Here is a 17,252-nt window from a genome sequence, read left to right as displayed (position 1 = left end):
GCTATTTCAGCAGCTTGGAGGGGGTACAGGTTTTCGTGCGGCGTGTTCCGGCGACGTAGAGACGCAGGGACGTACCGCACCGTGAGGAGCCCTTGGTGAACCTGTTGCGCACGAAGACGATCGAGCAGTCGATCAGCGACACCGAGGAGCCGGGGCACCGGCTCAAGCGCGAGCTGTCGGCGTTCGACCTGGTCGTGTTCGGCATCGGGGTCGTCATCGGCACCGGGATCTTCGTGCTGACCGGGCAGGTCGCCAAGGACCGGGCCGGGCCGGCGGTCGCGCTGTCGTTCGTCCTCGCGGCCGTCGTGTGCGGGCTCGCCGCGCTCTGCTACGCCGAGTTCGCGTCCACGGTCCCGGTCGCGGGGTCGGCCTACACCTTCTCGTACGCGACGCTGGGCGAGTTCCCGGCGTGGATCATCGGCTGGGACCTCATCCTGGAGTTCGCGCTCGCCGCGGCGGTGGTGTCGGTCGGCTGGTCCGGGTACGCGGTCTCGCTGCTCGGCGACGCCGGGATCACCGTGCCGGACGCGATCGCCGGGCCGCCGGGCGAGGCCGGCGGCGTGGTGAACGTCCCCGCGATGGTGCTCGTCGCCGCCGTCAGCGCGCTGCTCGTGCTCGGCGTCAAGATCTCCTCGCGGTTCAACGCCGTGATCGTGACGGTCAAGGTGTTCGTGGTGCTGCTGGTGATCGTCGCCGGGCTGTTCTTCGTCAAGGGCTCCAACTACTCGCCGTTCATCCCGCCGTCGGAGTCCACCCCGGCGGTGGAGGGCGGCGCGGCGCCGCTCATCCAGGTGCTGTTCGGCATCACGCCGGTCAGCTTCGGCTGGCTCGGCGTCTTCGCCGCGATCGCCATCGTCTTCTTCGCCTACATCGGGTTCGACATCGTCGCCACCGCGGCGGAGGAGGCGCGGCGCCCGCAGCGGGACCTGCCGATCGGGCTGATCGGGTCGCTGGTCGTCACGGCCCTGCTGTACGCGGCGGTGTCCCTCGTCGTGGTCGGCATGAGCAACTACAAGGACCTCAGCGACGCCGCGCCGCTCGCCGACGCGTTCAAGGCCGTCGGGCACCCCGGGTTCGCGACCGTGATCAGCGTCGGCGCGGTCGCCGGGCTGACCAGCGTGGTGATGATCCTGCTGCTCGGGCAGAGCCGGGTGTTCTTCGCGATGAGCCGCGACGGGCTCCTGCCGCCGTGGATGGCCGCCGTCCACCCGCGCTTCGGCACGCCGTACCGCACGACGATCCTGATGGGCCTCATCGTGGCGGTGCTCGCCGGGTTCATCCCGCTCGCCAAGCTCGCCGAGCTGGTCAACATCGGCACGCTGTTCGCGTTCCTGGTCGTGTCGGCGGGCGTGGCGATCCTGCGCCGCACGCGGCCCGAGCTGCCGCGCGCGTTCCGCACCCCGCTGGTGCCGCTGGTCCCGGTGCTGTCGGTGCTGGCGTGCCTGTTCGTGATGCTCAACCTGCCGGTCGAGACGTGGCTGCGGTTCCTGGTGTGGATGGCGCTCGGCGCGGTGCTGTACTTCGCGTACGGCCACCGCAACAGCCGCCTGCGGCGCGAGGTCCCCGCCGTCACCCGCTGACCCGTCCGCCCCGCGAACCCCCTGGGCGCAGGGGTTCCACGCCGCACCGTGATCCGGCTCACTGTGTCCTTTTGCCCTCCGCGTAGGCACAATGGCCGGATGGCAGATCCTGTGCGCGTCGCGGTCGTCGGCTCCGGCCCCGCCGGGCTGTACGCCGCCGAGGCCCTCGTGAAGCAGACCGGCGACACCGTCCGGGTGGACGTGTTCGACCGGCTGCCGACCCCGTACGGCCTCGTCCGGTACGGGGTCGCGCCCGACCACAAGTCGATCAAGTCGATCGCCCGCTACCTCCAGCGCGTGCTGGAGAACCCGGCGGTCCGGTTCCTCGGCTGCGTGGAGCTCGGCCGCGACGTCTCCCGCGCCGACCTGCTGGACTGCTACGACGCGGTGATCTACTCGACCGGCGCGATGGTCGACCGGCAGCTCGGCATCCCCGGCGAGGACCTGCCCGGCAGCGTCGCCGCCACCGACTTCGTCAACTGGTACTGCGGGCACCCCGACGCCGCCGACCACGACTTCGACCTGTCGGTCGAGGAGGTCGCCGTGATCGGCGTCGGCAACGTGGCCGTGGACGTGGTGCGGATCCTCGCCAAGACCGTCGAGGAACTGCGTGAGACCGACATCCCCGAGCACGTGCTGGACGCGCTGTCGCGCAGCCGCGTCCGCCGCGTCCACATGGTCGGGCGGCGCGGGCCCGCGCAGGCGAAGTTCACCACCAAGGAGGCGCGCGAGCTCGGCGAGCTGCCGAACGCCGGGATCCACGTCCGCCCCGAGGACATGGAGCTCGACCCCGCGAGCGCCGAGGCCGCCGAGAACGACCGGCACGTCCGCGGCAACCTCAAGGTGCTGAGCGGCTGGACCGCCGAGCCGCCCGCCGGCCGCGCCCGCCGCGTGGACGTGCGGTTCTGGCGCGCGCCCGTCGAGATCGTCGGGACCGGCGCGGTCGAGGGCCTCCGGCTGGAGCGCACGGCGCTGGACGAGAACGGCCGCGTCACCGGCACCGGGGAGTACGAGACGCTGCCCGTCGGCATGGTGCTGCGCTCGGTCGGCTACCAGAGCGTCCCGCTCGACGGCGTCCCGTTCGACGAGCGCTCCTACGTCGTGCCGAACGACGGCGGGCGCGTCCTCGGCAAGGACGGCGCGCCGGTCCCCGCGAGTACGTCGCCGGATGGATCAAGCGCGGCCCGACCGGCGTCGTCGGCACCAACAAGTCCGACGCCGCCGAGACCGTCCGCAACCTGCTGGAGGACCTCGACCCCGCCGGCGAGCGGCCGACCCGTTCCATCGAGGACCTGCTCGAATCGCGCGGCCTGCCCGTGGTCACCTACACCGACTGGCTGAACCTCGACGCCGCCGAGATCGCCCTCGCCCGCAGCCTCGACCGCGGCGAGCGCGTCAAGCTCGCGCGGTGGGAGGCGATGCGCTCGGCCTGCCGCCCCGTCCAGACCGACTGACCGGCCGCCCGGGAACGGCGCCCCGGCCGAGCGCGTCCGGCGGCCGTTCGCGGTCGCGCGAGGGGCGCGGGCCGTCGAACGGTCGGCGCTCCCGCCCGCGCGCCGCCGAATCGCGTTACCTTCCGGGCCAATCGCGGCAAAGGACCGAACGGCCGGAAGACGCCGCCGCGAAATAGTGACGGCGGCGTGATCAGAGCGCTACCGTGCGCGTGTGACCGGCGGTCCAGAGCTGTACGGCTTTCCCCCTCCCGGCGCGCTGCCCGATCTGAGGTGGCTCGGCCCGGACTACGTGTCCGTCCTGGTGTACGACCTGACGCGGGGGCTCCTGCGCCAGGATCCGGGGACGGCGGTGATGGGCGTCCGCTGCGAAGGCGAGCCCGACATGAACGCCTCGGTCGACCCGGCCGGCGTCATCCGCGCGCACGACGCGTGCTTCCCGCTCCAGGTGTTCCTCCAGGACGGCGCCGGGCGCCCGTGGCGGCTGCGGGGCCGGTGGACCTACTCCGGCCGCGACCTCGGCACGTCGTCCGCCTCGATCACGCACTTCTGGCAGCTCCTGTCCGCCGAAGGCGTCTGACGGGGCGGAGCGCCGCGCCGCTCGCGCGTCCCCGCTACCTGCGGAGCACGCAGCAGGCGGTGTGCTTCGCGCCCGCGGCCGTCGCCACGTTGGTCACGGCGCTGGTCTTGCAGGGACGGCCCGCGGCGGGCCTGCCGCGCAGACCGGGCGCGAGGCCCGGCGCGGGCGCGAGCCCCGGCGCAGTTGCGAGGCCCGGCGCGGGCGCGAGGCCCGGCGCGATCGCGCCGCCCGGCGTCGAGGCCGGCGACCTCGGGCGGCTCTTCGCGCCGCCGCACGCGCCGACGGCCGAGCCGCTCCCCCGGCCCTCGCCCCGGCTTCCCGCACCGGGGAGGCTCACGCCGGATCCCGCCTCGGCGGCGGGCGACTGACCGGCGATCGCGCCGGGCGTCACGCCGGAGAAGGCGTCCGCGGTGCCGTGCACCCCGCTCGCGGCGGGGTCGCCGCCCTCGGCGAGGCCGGTGACGGGCCGCGGCTCGGGCCCGGCGCCCAGCAGGCCGTCCAGGCCCTCGCTCAGGCCGGTGCCCTGGCTCGCCTTGCCGACCACCATGCTGTTGTGGACGGTGACCGAGCGCGCGTCGCGGGACCGCACCAGCGACGGCAGGGGCAGGCGGCTGCTCGTGACGACCAGGCTCCGCAGCGAGAACCGGACGGGCCCCTCGACGTCGAACGCGCTGACCACGTCCTCCGCGCCCTCCCAGGCGATGGTGGCGCCGCGGCCGTTGAGCGCGGTGTCGGTGGTGATCGTCGGCAGGACGGAGGTCGCGCCGTACTTCCTGGTCACCCGGTACGTGCAGCCGGGGGCGAGCACCACCGCTCCCCCGGCGCGCACGGCGGCGACGAGGGCCGGCACGTCGCCGACGCCGCCGGTGCACCTGACGGGCGATGCCGGGGCCGCGGCCGCCGCGGCCGTGCCCGGGACGGCCAGGCCGGCCGCCAGCAGCGCCAGCCCCGGCGCCAGCGGCGCCGCCGTCCGCGCGGCGCGCCGCGCCGCGCCCCGTCGTCGCATGATCATGTTCGTGCCCTCCCCCGTCGGCGGGGCGTGCCGTCCACGCCCGGCCCGATACCTGACCCGGAAGGGCGCGCGGAAAACGGCCGTCTGATCCAATCCCTCGCTATGACTACCCAAAGTGACCATTGCTCACGGTCCGTGTTTGCCGGGGCGTGGACGGGTAGTGACCGTCGTGACAGTTCGCGATCAGCCGGAATCCGGCCATGCGGGGACGGCTGCCGCGAATCACGACCCGGGCCGTGACAACGGGCGCGACCCGGCAAGAGGGGGAAACAAATCATATGAACAGGATCCAGCGGATCACCATCGTCGGCTTCGCGGTGGCGGGCACCGCGCTGCTCGCGCCGGCCGCGATGGCCGACACCTTCCACGGCCAGAGCGGCAAGGCGGCCGGCCCCGGCGGCGCCGTCTCCAGCGGACTGGTCTCCGGGGCGGTCGGCGGCCACCACGGCAAGGGCAAGCACAAGGGCCACGGGGGCGTCTTCTACGGGAAGTTCACCCAGACCGCCGGACCGCTCGGCGCCACGTCCTTCGGCACCGTGAGCGCCGCCGACTGACCCAGCCGGCATCGCCGGGAGCGACACCCGGCAGGTCCCGCCCGTGCAACGGGCGGGACCGCCCCTGTTTGGACCGGAAGCCTTCGGGACCGGACTCCTGGAAGAAGAATGCGATGACCTTCAGCTTCTCGCGCGCCGCCGTCACCGCGGCCGCCTCGCTCGGCGTCCTGCTGGCGGCCCCGGCCGCGGCGCAGGCCGACGCGCGGTACCTGCACAGCGACGCGAGCTCGGGCGCCCACGGCGCCAGCCTGCACATCCGCGTCGCCCACGCCGACCGGCACGGCCGCGTCTACTTCGTCGACACCTACTACCGGGCGGGCCCGGACGGCGCGACCGTCCACCGCACCTACAGCCGCGCCCGCTGACCCGGGGACCGGGTCCTCCGCCGCCCGAGCGCGGCGCTCCCAGGGCGGCCCCGCCGTACGCGGCGGGGCCGTCCGGCCGTCCGGCCCCGGGCGTCAGTCGGAGGTCGCGGGCTCGCGCGTCTCGACGGAGGTGAGCTTGGCGACGGCCTCGGTGACGTCGCGGGCGAGCGCCTGCGGGGTGAGGCCGACCTCGGCGAGGATCTCCGCGCGGGCGGCGTGCTCCAGGAACTCCTGCGGGATGCCGAACGTGCGGACCGGCACGTCCACCCCGGCGTCGCGCAGCTCCCGCGCCACCGCGTCGCCGACGGCGCCGGTGCGGCCGTTGTCCTCGGCGACGGCGACGAGCGCGTGCTCGGCGGCGAGGCCGGGCAGGGCGGCGTCGAGCGGCTTGACCCAGCGCGGGTCGAGGACGGTGACGCCGATGCCCTGGGCCGCGATCAGCTCGGCGGCCTCGATCGCGGTCGCGGCCATCGCGCCGACCGCGACGAGCAGCACGCGGGTGCCGTTGGAGCCGTCCTGGCGGGCGAGGACGTCCATCCCGCCGGCCCGGTCGACCGCCTCGACGTCGTCGGGGGTCGGGCCCTTCGGGTAGCGCAGCGCGGTCGGGCCGTCCGAGACCGCCACGCACTCGCGCAGCAGCTCGCGCAGGCGCGCGCCGTCGCGCGGCACCGCGACCCGCAGGCCCGGGACGATCTGGAGGATCGACAGGTCCCACATGCCGTTGTGGCTGGCGCCGTCGTCGCCGGTGACCCCGGCGCGGTCGAGCGCGAACGTCACCGGCTGCCGGTGCAGCGCGACGTCCATCAGGACCTGGTCGAACGCCCGGTTGAGGAACGTGGCGTAGACCGCGACGACCGGGTGCATGCCGCCGAGCGCGAGCCCGGTCGCGGAGGTCACCGCGTGCTGCTCGGCGATGCCGACGTCGTAGGTGCGGCGCGGGAACGCCTCGGCGAACGGCGCGAGGCCGACCGGGTGGAGCATCGCGGCGGTGATCGCCACCAGGTCGTCGCGCTCGTGCCCGAGCGCGACCATCTCCTCGCCGAAGACCTTCGTCCAGCCCGGGTTGCCGGGCTTCTTGGCGGACTTGCCGGTGGCGGGGTCGAACGCGCCCGCGCCGTGCATGCAGTCCTCGGTGTCGTTCTCGGCGGGCGCGTAGCCCTGGCCCTTGCGGGTGATGGCGTGCACGATCACCGGGCGGCCGAAGCCGCGGGCGCGGCGCAGCGCGTGCTCGACGGCCTCCTCGTCGTGGCCGTCGATCGGCCCGACGTACTTCATGCCGAGGTCCTCGAACATCGCCTGCGGCTGGAGGACGTCCTTGAGGCCCTTCTTGATGCCGTGCAGCGCCTCGTAGGCGACGTTGCCGACGACCGGCGCGCGCGGGACGGTGCGCTTGATGAGGTCGAGCGCGTGCTCGTAGCCCTGCGTGACGCGCAGGTCGGCGAGGTGGCTCGCGAGGCCGCCGATCGTCGGGGAGTACGAGCGGCCGTTGTCGTTGACCACGATGATGACGGGGCGGTCGGTGCCCGCCGCGATGTTGTTGAGCGCCTCCCAGCACATCCCGCCGGTGAGGGCGCCGTCGCCGACGACCGCGACGACCGCGCGGTCGTCCTCGCCGCGGAGCTGGAACGCCTTGGCGAGGCCGTCGGCGTAGGACAGCACGGTCGAGGCGTGCGAGTTCTCGATGACGTCGTGCTCGGACTCGGCCCGGCTCGGGTAGCCCGACACGCCGCCGCGGCGGCGCAGCAGGCCGAAGTCCTGGCGGCCGGTGAGCATCTTGTGGACGTACGCCTGGTGCCCCGTGTCGAAGAGGATCCTGTCCTTGGGCGACTCGAACACCCGGTGCAGCGCCATGGTCAGCTCCACCACGCCGAGGTTCGGACCCAGGTGCCCCCCGGTCTTGGAGACGGCGTCCACGAGGAACGCGCGGATCTCCTCGGCGAGGCGCGGCAACTGCGTGGCGTCCAGTCGCCTGAGGTCACGCGGACCTGTGATCGACTCCAGCAAGCTCACGCTCAACTCCTCTATCGAAGGCTCCCCCGCCCCCGTCGTCGGACCTGCCCGAGTTTAGTCCTGCTTTTCCCGCGACATGCCGTGGGGCGCGTGTCTGTCACCACCCGAACCTACGGACCGCACGTGCGCGAATACGGTAGGAAGTGTGCATGGGCGTTGAAGAGATCGTGCTGCTCAACGAGGACGACGAGGCGATCGGAACGGCCCCCAAGGCGCCGAGCCACCATGCGGACACCCCGTACCACCTCGCGTTCTCCTGCTATGCCGTGGACGGCGCGGGCCGGGTCCTGATCACCCAGCGGGCCCTCGGCAAGCGGACGTTCCCGGGCGTGTGGACGGGGAGCTGCTGCGGCCACCCGGCCCCGGGCGAGGGGCTGCGGGACGCGGTGCTGCGGCGGCTGCGCGACGAGCTCGGCCTGCCGGGCGCCGCGCTCACCTCGGTGCTGCCGTCGTTCCGCTACCGGGCGACCGCCGAGGACGGCACGCTGGAGCACGAGCGCTGCCCGGTGGTGCGGGCCCTCGTGGACGACGGCGCGGCGGCCCGGCTCAGCCTCAACGCCGAGGAGGTCGAACGGGCCGAGTGGTGGCCGTGGGAGCGCTGCCTGGAGCTGGCCGGACGGCCCGAGTCCTCGCCGTGGTACCGGCTCCAGCTCGCCGAGCTGGCCCCGCTCGGGCCGCCGCTCGACTGGCCCGACGCGGGGCCGGGCGCGCTGCCGCCCGCGCTCGCCTGGTGACCGTCCGCGGTCCCGCGCGCGCCGCCGCTCGAACGTTCCAGGCGCCGCCACCTGCCGGGCGGCGCGGTTGATCACTCTTCGGGGTGCCGCACGATAACCGCGCGATCACTTTTCGGCGGCCGGTGTTGACCCTCGGTTGTTCCGAAGCGGACGCTTGTTCCTCGGGGTAACGGAAGGGACTGGCGATGCTGGTACGTGCGGGCAATCGGATGACCGTCCTCGCCGCCGTGGCCCTCGGCGCCGTGCTGGCGGCGTCCGGCTGCGGCGGCGGCGACAGCAAGGGCGGCAACGACAAGTCCGAGGTCGAGGTCTTCTCGTGGTGGACCGGGCCGGGCGAGGCCGACGGGCTCGCGGCGATGAAGGCCGACTTCGAGAAGAAGAATCCAGGGACGAAGTTCACCAACGCGGCCATCGCGGGCGGTTCTGGGACACAGGCCCAGGCGGTGCTGGCGAGCCGGCTCCAGAACCGCAAGCCGCCGGACTCGTTCCAGGGCCACGCGGGCGCGGAGCTGCTCGACTACATCAAGGCCGGGCAGATCGAGCCGCTCGACTCGTTCTACGACGAGAACAGCCTGAAGGCCGCCTACCCGCAGCAGCTCCTCCAGCAGATCACCTACCAGGGCAAGATCTACTCGGTGCCGGTGAACATCCACCGCTCCAACATGCTCTGGTACAACCCGGGCATCCTGAAGGACGCGGGGATCTCCGGGCCGCCGAAGACGATCGCCGAGTTCAAGACCGCGCTGAAGGCGGTCAAGGACAAGACGGGCAAGGTGCCGCTGTCGCTCGGCGCGCAGTGGACCGCCGACCACCTGCTGGAGAACGTCCTGCTCGGCGACCTCGGCGCCGACGCCTACAACGCGCTGTGGAAGCCGGGCGCCGACTGGGGCAGCACCGCCGTCACGACCGCGCTGAACGACTACGCCGAGATCGTCAAGTACACCACCGCCGAGGCCGCGTCCACCGACTGGCAGGGCGCCGCCAAGGCCGTCGTGGACGGCAAGGCCGCGTTCAACATCATGGGCGACTGGGCGTACGGCTACTTCACCGGCACCGCCCCGAACGGGCTCGGCAAGAAGCTCGACACCGACTTCAAGTACGCGCCGTCCCCCGGCACCGACGGCACCTACATGTGGCTGTCGGACAGCTTCACCCTCCCGAAGGGCGCGCCGCACCGCGGCGGGGCGCTCGCCTGGCTGAAGGAGGTCGGGAGCAAGGAGGGCCAGGACCTGTTCAACCCGAAGAAGGGCTCGATCCCCGCGCGCAAGGACGCCGACAAGAGCCTCTACAAGGGCTACCTGGAGTACGCGTTCAACGAGTGGAACAAGCCCGGCGTCAAGCTCGCGGGCTCGTTCTGGCACGGCGTGAACGCGTCGAAGAAGTGGCACACCGACATCGACACCGCCGTCGGCCTCTTCCTCCAGAACAAGGACGCCGCCAAGCTCCAGGCATCGCTCGTCAGCGCGGCCAAGAGCAACGCGCAGTGAGGTCCGCTCCGGGGAGCGGCGAGGACCCCGGGGAGCGCCCGCCGGCCCGCGAGGGCCGGCGGGGCGGCCTCGGGGACCGCGCCGCCCGCCTTCTCCCTGGCCGGACGCGGCGGTGGCTGCCGGGCCTGCTCCTGCTCGCGCCGTCGATCGTGGCGATCGGCCTGTTCGTGTACGGGCTGATCTTCTGGAACACGCGGGTCGCGGTCAGCGGCAAGCACGACGAGGTGTCGCCCTACAAGTTCGACAAGGGCAGGAACTTCGTCGACCTGTGGGACCAGCCGAGCTGGCCGGGCGCGGTGAAGCACGCGCTGCTGTTCACGGCCGTGTTCGTCATCGGCGCGCTGGTGCTCGGCGCGTTCCTGGCGTTCCTGATGGACAAGGGGATCAAGGGCGAGGCCGGGTTCCGCGCGATCTACCTGTTCCCGATGGCCATCTCGTTCATCGCGAGCGGGGTCGTGTGGCGCTGGCTGATGAACCCGGCCCCGCCCGAGCGCGCCGTCGGCCTCAACCAGCTCTTCGACAAGACGGGCCTCGGCGCGCTCGCCAACGACTGGTGGCAGAACCAGGACTGGGGCATGGCGGCGATGGCGCTGCCCGCGATCTGGCAGATGTCCGGTTACGTGATGGCGCTGTACCTGGCCGGATTCCGCGCCGTCCCCGAGGACCTGCGCGAGGCGGCCCGGGTGGACGGCGCGTCGGAGTGGAAGGTGTACCGCTACGTGGTGTTCCCCCAGCTGCGCCCGGTGACGCTGTCCGCGCTGATCATCCTCGGGCACATCTCGCTGAAGGTCTTCGACCTCATCATGGCGATCGCGGGCAAGCAGATCATCACCTACGTCCCGGCGATCGCGACGTACGTCGAGGTGTTCGACCGGCACGACCCGGCCAACGGCGCGACCATCGCCACCTACCTGCTGATCGCGGTGGGGCTGCTCGTGATCCCGTACCTGGTGTGGTCGGTGCGCGCGGACCGGAGGGCGGGCCGGTGAGGGGCACGGTGCGGATCGCGCGCCCGGTGCTGCTGCTCGCGTTCGTGGTCCTGTTCCTGATGCCGGTGTACGTGCTGGTCGTCACGAGCTTCAAGTCGTTGCAAGAGGCCGACCCCAGCACGGCCTGGAACCTCCCCCAGCACTGGAGCTGGTCCGGCTGGAGCACCGCGTGGGACACGCTGCGGCCCGGCCTGGAGAACAGCGTCAAGATCGCGGTGTCGGGCTCGCTGATCTCGGCGGTGCTCGGCTCGCTGAACGGGTTCGTGCTGAGCAAGTGGCGCTTCCCCGGAGCGGACGCGGTGTTCGCGCTGTTCCTGTTCGGGATGTTCATCCCGTACCAGGCGGTCATGATCCCGCTGGCCGGGCTGCTGACCGACATGGAGCTGGTCGGCACCATCCGCGGCCTGGTCCTCGCGCACGTCGTCTACGGCATCCCGATCTGCACGCTGATCTTCCGGAACTACTACGTCACGATCCCGGACGAGCTGCTGGAGGCGGCCCGGGTGGACGGCGCCGGGATGTTCCGTACGTACTGGTCGATCGTGCTGCCGGTGTCGGGCCCCGCGTTCGCCGTGACGCTGATCTGGCAGTTCACCTCGATGTGGAACGACTTCCTGTTCGCGGTGTTCCTCGGCGCGCCCGACAGCTGGCCGGTGACCGTGCTGCTCAACAACACCGCCGGGTCGGGAGCGGCCGCCGTGTCGTACAACGTGCAGATGGCGTCCGCGCTGCTCGCCTCGCTGCCGACGCTCCTGGTCTACCTGCTGCTCGGACGGTTCTTCATGCGCGGCCTCATGGCGGGCGCGCTGAAGGGCTGACGCGCGGCACGCCGGACGCGGCGGGTCGGCGGGCGCGGCGGGGATGCGCGGGGCGCGGGGTGCGTCCGGCGGGCCGTTCCCCGGATGTTCACGAAAGAAACGGCTTCGCCGGTCAACCTCGAAGGGGTGTCGCGCGTCACAGGAGTGATCAATGGGATCCGCGCGCCCAATCACGAGGCAAGGAGCCATATGGGCATCAAACGACTCGCCGCGGCGAGCGCCGTATCCGGTGCCGTCCTGCTCAGCCTGGCCGTTCCCGCGTCCGCCGACGGCCCGCTCCAGCCCAAGGGCCCGAGCGACGAGCCGCGCACCGACGCCCGGCCCGCCCCGAAGCTGCGCGTGGCCGACGCCCCGACGATCAACGCCACCCCCAATCCGTTCACGCCGGGTCAGGAGCTGACCGTCACGGCCAAGGGCTGCGACACCGAGCCCGTGCTCGGCAAGACGAACGACATCTTCGGCGACAACGCGCCGGGCACGTTCGAGAAGGGCGCGAAGCCCGGCGAGTGGACGGCCAAGGCCCTCTCGCGCAAGAACCTCGAACTCGGGAAGCCCTACACGACCCAGTTCACGTGCGAGGTGGACAAGGTCGCGCAGCAGCTCACCCTCACGGCGAAGGTGAAGGACGGGACGGAGCCGCCGGACGAGCCGGAGAAGTTCCGGTTCGGGTTCGACAAGATCGAGCTGTCGACGCGGACCGTCCTGCCCGGCGGGAAGTTCGGCATGAAGGTGACGTGCCCGACCGAGGTGACGGCCACGTCGGCGTCGTTCGTGAAGGAGCCGGAGTTCAAGGAGCTCGGCGACGAGGGCACCGAGTCCGACGCGCCGAAGTGGGGCGCGACGGCGACGTTCAAGAAGACGCTCCCCTCGGTCGTCAACGTCCGGATCACGTGCGCGCAGTACGGGTCGAAGGTCTACAGCACCAAGCCCGGCAAGAAGCAGGTCGGCAACGGGTCGCCGACCGTTCCGAAGGGCGCGCCCGACACCGGTGACGGCACCATGTCCGGCACGGGCGGGAACGGCGGCGGCGCGCTGTACGCGGGCGGCTCGGCCGCGCTGGTCGCGGCGGCCGGCCTCGGCGGGCTGGCGCTGCGCCGGCGCGCCGCGCGTTCCGCCGCGAAGGAGAACGCCTGACCGTGCGTCCCCAAGGCACCGCCGCGGGCCGCCGTGCTCTCGGCACGGCGGCCTGCGGCCTCGCGCTGGCCGCGGCCCTCGCGGGATGCGGTGGCGGCGGGGCCGAGCGCGACGACGCCCCGGTCGCGCCGGGCGGCGTCGCGGCGGGCACGCCGGCCGTCCCGGCGTCGTACGCCGCGCCGCTGGCGCGCTCGCTCCCCAAGACCATCGCGATCCCCAGGCTCGGCGTCTCGGCGCCCGTCTCGCAACTCGGCCTCAAGCCGGACGGGCGCATCCAGGAGCCGCCGCTCAGCCGTCCCAACCTCGCCGGCTGGTGGAAGGAGGGCCCGACCCCGGGCGAGGGCGGCCCGTCGGTGATCCTCGGCCACGTGGACGCCAACAAGCGGGCCGCCGTGTTCTACCGCCTGAAGGACCTGAAGCCCGGCGACCGGGTGCGGGTGGGCCGCGAGGACGGCGGCACGGCGACGTTCGCGGTGCAACGGGTCGAACGGGTCGCCAAGGCGTCGTTCCCCGGCGAGAAGGTGTACGCCGAGGACCTCGACTACCCGGCGCTGCGGCTGGTGACCTGCGGCGGGACGTTCAACCCGAGGACCGGGCACTACGTGGACAACGTGATCGTGTACACGCGGCTGGTGCGGTCCTGAGCCGGTTCGAACCATGCGGCCGCTCGCGCCGTTGTTCTTTTGTCGGGTATCCGCCTACCCTCTCCGGACACGGTCCGTGAGGCGGGGCGGGCGCGACGCCCCGGCGGGCACCGGTCCCGCCGGGAACGGCGACCGGGACCACGGCACGACGGCACGACGGCACGACCAGAAGCACGGCAGACGACGGCAGACGACGGCAACGGCTCGGAAGGTGACGGCGTGCAGGCGATCAGCGTTCAGCAGCCCTGGGCTTTCACGATCGCGCGGGGCGCCAAGCCCGTCTCGAACCAGGGGCTGCCGACCGCCTACCGCGGCCCGCTGCTCATCCACGCCTCGATGCGCGTGGACCTGACGGCCTGCGACTCGCCGCTCGTCCAGGCGGCGGGCTGGGACCCGTCCGACCCGCTGGCCGCGATCGGCGCGGTCATCGCGGTCGCCGACCTGGAGGGCGTCTGCTCGGCCGCCGCGTCCGGCGGCGCGTGCGACTGCGGCCCGTGGGCGGCGCCCGGCCTGCACCACTGGCGGCTCGCGAACGTGCGGGCGCTCCCCCGCCCGATCGTCGCGCTCGGCCGTACCGACATGTGGGAGCCCAAGCCGGCTCTCGTCGCCGAGATCAAGGCGATGTTCTCCACCGCCGCGGCGGCGACCGCGGCGAGCGTCGCGGGCGCCGTCTCCGACCCGCACGGCTGACCCGCCCTCAGGTCGCGAACGTCTCCTCGGCCGCCACGCGCAGACGGGCGAACCCCTCGGCCACGCGGAGCGGGGGCCAGCTCGCGTTGAGGCCGTCCTCGAACGCGATGGAGCACCCAACCACCTCAGCCTCCGCTCTCGGCCGCCACGCGCAGGCGGGCGAACTCCTCGGCCATCCGGGGCAGGGGCCAGCTCGCGTTGAGGCCGCTGGGGTTGGGGAGGACCCAGACGCGGGAGGGGCCGATCGTGTCGTCCTGCGGGCCGATCTGCGTGCGGGGGCGTCCGAAGGCCGTGCGGTACGCGGTGACGCCCGCGACGGCGAGGTAGGCGGGACGGTGCCGTTCGACGAGGGCGACGAGCCGTTCGCCGCCCTCCCTCAGCTCGGCGGCCGTGAGCTCGTCGGCGCGGGCGGTGGTGCGGTGCGCGAGGTTGGTGATGCCGAGCCCGTACGAGGGCAGCAGATCCTGCTCGTCCGGGGAGAGCCGCCGTTCGGTGAAGCCGGAGGCGTGCAGGGCGGGCCAGAAGCGGTTGCCGGGGCGCGCGAAGTGCCGTCCGGTGGCCCCGGAGTACAGGCCGGGGTTGATCCCGCAGAACAGCACCGCCAGGGGCGCGCCCTCCTCCGGCAGGACGTCGGGGACGAACCGGTCGCGGGCGGCCTCCAGGTCGGCTTTGGTGGGTCGCATCAGACCAGGCTACGGACGACCAGCACCACGGCGGACAGGCCGACGACGACCAGCAGGGCGGTCCGCATCCGCCCGGCGTCCAGGTAGCGGCGCAGCGGCCCGGCCGCGGCGAACCCGGCGAGCACGAACGGGGTCAGCGCGAGGCCCGCGGTGACCTGCCGGAACGGGAGCCGTCCGACCGCCGCCAGCGTCACGAGCGAGATCAGCGCGCCGACGGTGAAGAACACGGCGAGCGTCGCGCGCACCGTCGGCCCGCTCTCCCGCTGGTACAGCAGCGCGATCGGCGGGCCGCCGATCGCGGAGGCCGTGCCCGTCGCCCCGGCGACCAGCCCGGCCGTGACCAGCGTCGCGGGATTCCGGGGCACGCGCGCCGACCACGCGGTGGTGGCGAGCGCGGCGAGCACCACGCCGCCGATCGCCGCGCCGAGCGCCCGCGCCGGTACGGCGGCGACGACCCACACGCCGAGCGGCGTCCCGGCGAGCCGTCCGCCGAACGCCCATCCGAGTCCTTTCAGGTCGGCGTGCGCGACCTCCTTCGCCAGCGTCGCGAGGGGCAGCACGCACGCCGCGACGAGGATCGAGCCCGGCATGAGCGCCGGGAACAGCATCGTGACGATCGGGGTGGCGACCAGGCCGACGCCGAGGCCGACGCTGCTCTGCACGACGGCGCCGAGCAGCGCGGCCAGCCCGCCGACGAGGAGGAAGTCGAGATGGGGCACGCCGCGGAACGCTACATCTCGACTTTTCCGATGGGCGACTCGATAAAACCCGAGAGCGGATCAGGCGGACGCTTCGGTCAGGCGGGCCACGTCCTCGGACGACAGGTCCAGCCGGACGGCGTCCAGGAGCGGCTGGAGCTGCTCGACGGTGCGGGCGCTCGCGAGCGGCGCGACGACGGTCGGCTGGGCGGCGAGCCACGCCACGGCCACGGACGCGACGGAGGCGCCCCGTTCACCGGCGACGGCGTCGAGCGCGGCCAGCACCCTCTGCCCGCGCTCGCTCTTCAGGTACTCCCCGGCCTTGCCCGCGCGCTGGCTGTCGACGTCCGCGCCGGGCCGGTACTTGCCGGTCAGGAACCCGGACGCGAGCGCGTAGTACGGGACGGCGGCGAGCCCGTACCGCCGTGCCAGGTCCATCCGCGGCCCTCGTACGTGTCGCGGGACACGAGGTTGTAGTGCGGCTGGATCGCGGCGTACCGGGCCAGCCCCTCCCGCTCGGAGAACTCCAGGGACGCCTGGAGCCGTTCGGGCTCGATGTTGGACACCGCGATCTCCCGGACCTTGCCGTCCCGGACGAGGCCGTCCAGGGACGTCATGATGTCCTCGACCGGCACCGAGGGGTCGTCGCGGTGCGTGTAGTACAGGTCGATGTAGTCGGTGCGCAGGCGGCGCAGCGAGTCCTCGACGGCGCCCTTGATGTTGGCGGGCGACAGGCCCCTGCGGTCGGGGGACGCGCCCACCTTCGTCCCGATGACCACGTCGCCGCGGTTGCGCCGCGCCTCCATCCACGCCCCGATGATCTCTTCCGACTCGCCGCCCCGGTTGCCCTCGACCCACGCCGAGTACGCGTCCGCGGTGTCGATGAAGTCGCCCCCGGCCGCCGTGTAGGCGTCCAGCACCCGGTACGAGGTGTCGCGGTCGGCCGTCCAGCCGAACACGTTGCCGCCGAGGGACAGCGGGAAGACGTCGAGGTCGCCGATCTTCTTTGTGATGCCAGCCATATCCTCTTCCAATCATGGTCCTAGGACCGGTATTCCAGTTACGGCCCGGAAGAACCCTGGTTCAGAACCTCGTGAGACGATGCCCCATGCTCGCCGCCTGCCTCGCGTTCACCGCCGTCGCCGCCCTGATGACCGTCACGCCCGGCCTGGACACGATGCTCGTCCTGCGCACCACCGTCTCCGGCGGCCGCCGCGCGGGCGCCCTGGCCGGCCTCGGCATCGCGTCCGGCTGCCTGGCCTGGGCCGTCGCGAGCGCCGCCGGGCTGACCGCGCTGCTCGCCGCGTCCCGCCTGGCGTTCGACGCGCTGCGCGCCGCGGGCGCCTGCTACCTGCTCTGCCTGGGCGCACGGGCGCTCTGGCAGGCCCGCCGCGCCCCCGCCGCCGAGGACCCCGGCGCGCCGCCCTCCGGCCTCGCCGCGCTCCGCACGGGCCTGGTCACCAACCTGCTCAACCCCAAGATCGGCGTGTTCTACATGAGCCTGCTGCCGCAGTTCGTGCCGCACGGTGCACCGGTCTTCGGGACGAGCATGCTGTTCGCCGGGATCCACGCCGCCCTCGGCCTGCTGTGGTCGGGCGCCCTGGTCGGCGTCGCCGGCGCCGCCCGCCGCGCCCTGTCCCGCCCCGCCGTCCGCCGCCGCGTCCAGCAGTTCATGGGCCTGGCCTTCATCGCCTTCGGCCTCCGCCTGGCCACCGAACTCTGACCTGTTCCCAGTGGGCGCCGCACTCCGGGCGGTGGTCAGGAAAGCGGATCGTTCGGCCGTTGACTCGCGTGCGTTGAACGGGTGCGTTGAACGCGTGCGG

18 protein-coding genes and 1 pseudogene are annotated in these 17,252 nt (G+C 73.0%); 13 read left to right on the top strand and 6 right to left on the bottom strand.

Annotated elements, in window-relative coordinates; genetic code table 11:
- Window positions 1-95 precede the first annotated feature (95 nt).
- The 3 genes and pseudogenes from GEV43_RS29425 (at window position 96) to GEV43_RS29415 (ending at window position 3,611) form a co-directional block, all read left to right on the top strand.
- Window positions 96-1,580: an amino acid permease gene (locus tag GEV43_RS29425; protein ID WP_160823461.1), complete on the top strand. Its 1,485-nt coding sequence runs from the start codon at window positions 96-98 to the stop codon at window positions 1,578-1,580.
- A gap of 99 nt (window positions 1,581-1,679) precedes the next feature.
- Window positions 1,680-3,034: pseudogene (locus tag GEV43_RS29420) on the top strand (FAD-dependent oxidoreductase).
- A gap of 211 nt (window positions 3,035-3,245) precedes the next feature.
- Window positions 3,246-3,611 carry a hypothetical protein gene (locus tag GEV43_RS29415; RefSeq protein WP_160823460.1) on the top strand — a complete coding sequence of 122 codons (366 nt, stop codon included), beginning with the start codon at window positions 3,246-3,248 and terminating at the stop codon, window positions 3,609-3,611.
- A gap of 34 nt (window positions 3,612-3,645) precedes the next feature.
- Here the strand turns inward: GEV43_RS29415 and GEV43_RS29410 are convergent, their stop codons facing one another.
- On the bottom strand, window positions 3,646-4,623 hold the full coding sequence (locus GEV43_RS29410) for a hypothetical protein (protein WP_160823459.1): 978 nt from the start codon (window positions 4,621-4,623) through the stop codon (window positions 3,646-3,648).
- A gap of 278 nt (window positions 4,624-4,901) precedes the next feature.
- Here GEV43_RS29410 and GEV43_RS29405 point away from each other — a divergent pair, with 278 nt between their 5' ends.
- Together GEV43_RS29405 and GEV43_RS29400 are read left to right on the top strand one after the other, a co-directional pair.
- Complete coding sequence (locus GEV43_RS29405) at window positions 4,902-5,177, top strand: hypothetical protein (RefSeq protein WP_160823458.1); 276 nt, start codon at window positions 4,902-4,904, stop codon at window positions 5,175-5,177.
- Window positions 5,178-5,290: 113 nt separating this feature from the next.
- On the top strand, window positions 5,291-5,542 hold the full coding sequence (locus GEV43_RS29400; protein ID WP_160823457.1) for a hypothetical protein: 252 nt from the start codon (window positions 5,291-5,293) through the stop codon (window positions 5,540-5,542).
- 93 nt (window positions 5,543-5,635) lie between these two features.
- Here GEV43_RS29400 and dxs read toward each other — a convergent pair whose 3' ends face one another.
- The gene (gene dxs / locus GEV43_RS29395) at window positions 5,636-7,552 is read right to left on the bottom strand and encodes a 1-deoxy-D-xylulose-5-phosphate synthase (protein ID WP_160823456.1); all 1,917 of its coding nucleotides are present in this window, start codon (window positions 7,550-7,552) and stop codon (window positions 5,636-5,638) included.
- Window positions 7,553-7,701: 149 nt separating this feature from the next.
- Between dxs and idi the strand changes: the two genes are divergently transcribed.
- The 7 genes from idi (at window position 7,702) to GEV43_RS29360 (ending at window position 14,048) form a co-directional block, all read left to right on the top strand.
- Window positions 7,702-8,286: an isopentenyl-diphosphate Delta-isomerase gene (idi, locus tag GEV43_RS29390; protein WP_160823455.1), complete on the top strand. Its 585-nt coding sequence runs from the start codon at window positions 7,702-7,704 to the stop codon at window positions 8,284-8,286.
- A 185-nt stretch (window positions 8,287-8,471) separates the two neighbouring features.
- Entirely contained in the window at window positions 8,472-9,773 is a 1,302-nt protein-coding gene (locus GEV43_RS29385; protein WP_241683085.1) for an ABC transporter substrate-binding protein, read from the top strand.
- Complete coding sequence (locus GEV43_RS29380) at window positions 9,770-10,762, top strand: carbohydrate ABC transporter permease (protein WP_375539062.1); 993 nt, start codon at window positions 9,770-9,772, stop codon at window positions 10,760-10,762. The genes GEV43_RS29385 and GEV43_RS29380 overlap by 4 nt, the downstream gene beginning before the upstream one ends.
- Window positions 10,759-11,580: a carbohydrate ABC transporter permease gene (locus GEV43_RS29375; RefSeq protein ID WP_375539061.1), complete on the top strand. Its 822-nt coding sequence runs from the start codon at window positions 10,759-10,761 to the stop codon at window positions 11,578-11,580. Before GEV43_RS29380 ends, GEV43_RS29375 begins: the two co-directional genes overlap by 4 nt.
- A 189-nt stretch (window positions 11,581-11,769) precedes the next feature.
- Complete coding sequence (locus tag GEV43_RS29370; RefSeq protein ID WP_160823454.1) at window positions 11,770-12,714, top strand: hypothetical protein; 945 nt, start codon at window positions 11,770-11,772, stop codon at window positions 12,712-12,714.
- A 2-nt stretch (window positions 12,715-12,716) separates the two neighbouring features.
- On the top strand, window positions 12,717-13,358 hold the full coding sequence (locus tag GEV43_RS29365) for a class F sortase (protein ID WP_160823453.1): 642 nt from the start codon (window positions 12,717-12,719) through the stop codon (window positions 13,356-13,358).
- Between the two features lie 219 nt (window positions 13,359-13,577).
- Entirely contained in the window at window positions 13,578-14,048 is a 471-nt protein-coding gene (locus GEV43_RS29360) for a hypothetical protein (RefSeq protein ID WP_160823452.1), read from the top strand.
- A 125-nt stretch (window positions 14,049-14,173) separates the two neighbouring features.
- Here the strand turns inward: GEV43_RS29360 and mug are convergent, their stop codons facing one another.
- The 4 genes from mug to GEV43_RS29345 are packed head-to-tail and all read right to left on the bottom strand — an operon-like array spanning window position 14,174 to window position 16,451.
- A complete protein-coding gene (gene mug, locus GEV43_RS29355) occupies window positions 14,174-14,731 on the bottom strand; it encodes a G/U mismatch-specific DNA glycosylase (RefSeq protein WP_160823451.1) in 558 nt (185 codons plus the stop codon).
- Window positions 14,731-15,450 carry a sulfite exporter TauE/SafE family protein gene (locus GEV43_RS29350; RefSeq protein ID WP_160823450.1) on the bottom strand — a complete coding sequence of 240 codons (720 nt, stop codon included), beginning with the start codon at window positions 15,448-15,450 and terminating at the stop codon, window positions 14,731-14,733. The genes mug and GEV43_RS29350 overlap by 1 nt, the downstream gene beginning before the upstream one ends.
- A gap of 60 nt (window positions 15,451-15,510) precedes the next feature.
- Window positions 15,511-15,867 (bottom strand): aldo/keto reductase, encoded by a 357-nt coding sequence (locus GEV43_RS55255; RefSeq protein WP_309239895.1) that lies wholly within the window; start codon window positions 15,865-15,867, stop codon window positions 15,511-15,513.
- Complete coding sequence (locus tag GEV43_RS29345; RefSeq protein ID WP_309239894.1) at window positions 15,801-16,451, bottom strand: aldo/keto reductase; 651 nt, start codon at window positions 16,449-16,451, stop codon at window positions 15,801-15,803. The genes GEV43_RS55255 and GEV43_RS29345 overlap by 67 nt, the downstream gene beginning before the upstream one ends.
- Before the next feature lie 86 nt (window positions 16,452-16,537).
- On the opposite strand from GEV43_RS29345, the gene GEV43_RS29340 reads away from it, so the two are divergent.
- Entirely contained in the window at window positions 16,538-17,152 is a 615-nt protein-coding gene (locus GEV43_RS29340; protein ID WP_160823449.1) for a LysE family translocator, read from the top strand.
- Window positions 17,153-17,252: the final 100 nt, after the last annotated feature.

Origin of the sequence: Actinomadura sp. J1-007, from assembly GCF_009793335.1 — a bacterium.
Lineage (GTDB): Bacteria > Actinomycetota > Actinomycetes > Streptosporangiales > Streptosporangiaceae > Spirillospora > Spirillospora yumaensis.
Note: the sequence above shows the minus strand (reverse complement) of the source record. Positions and strands in the feature narration are given on the sequence as shown.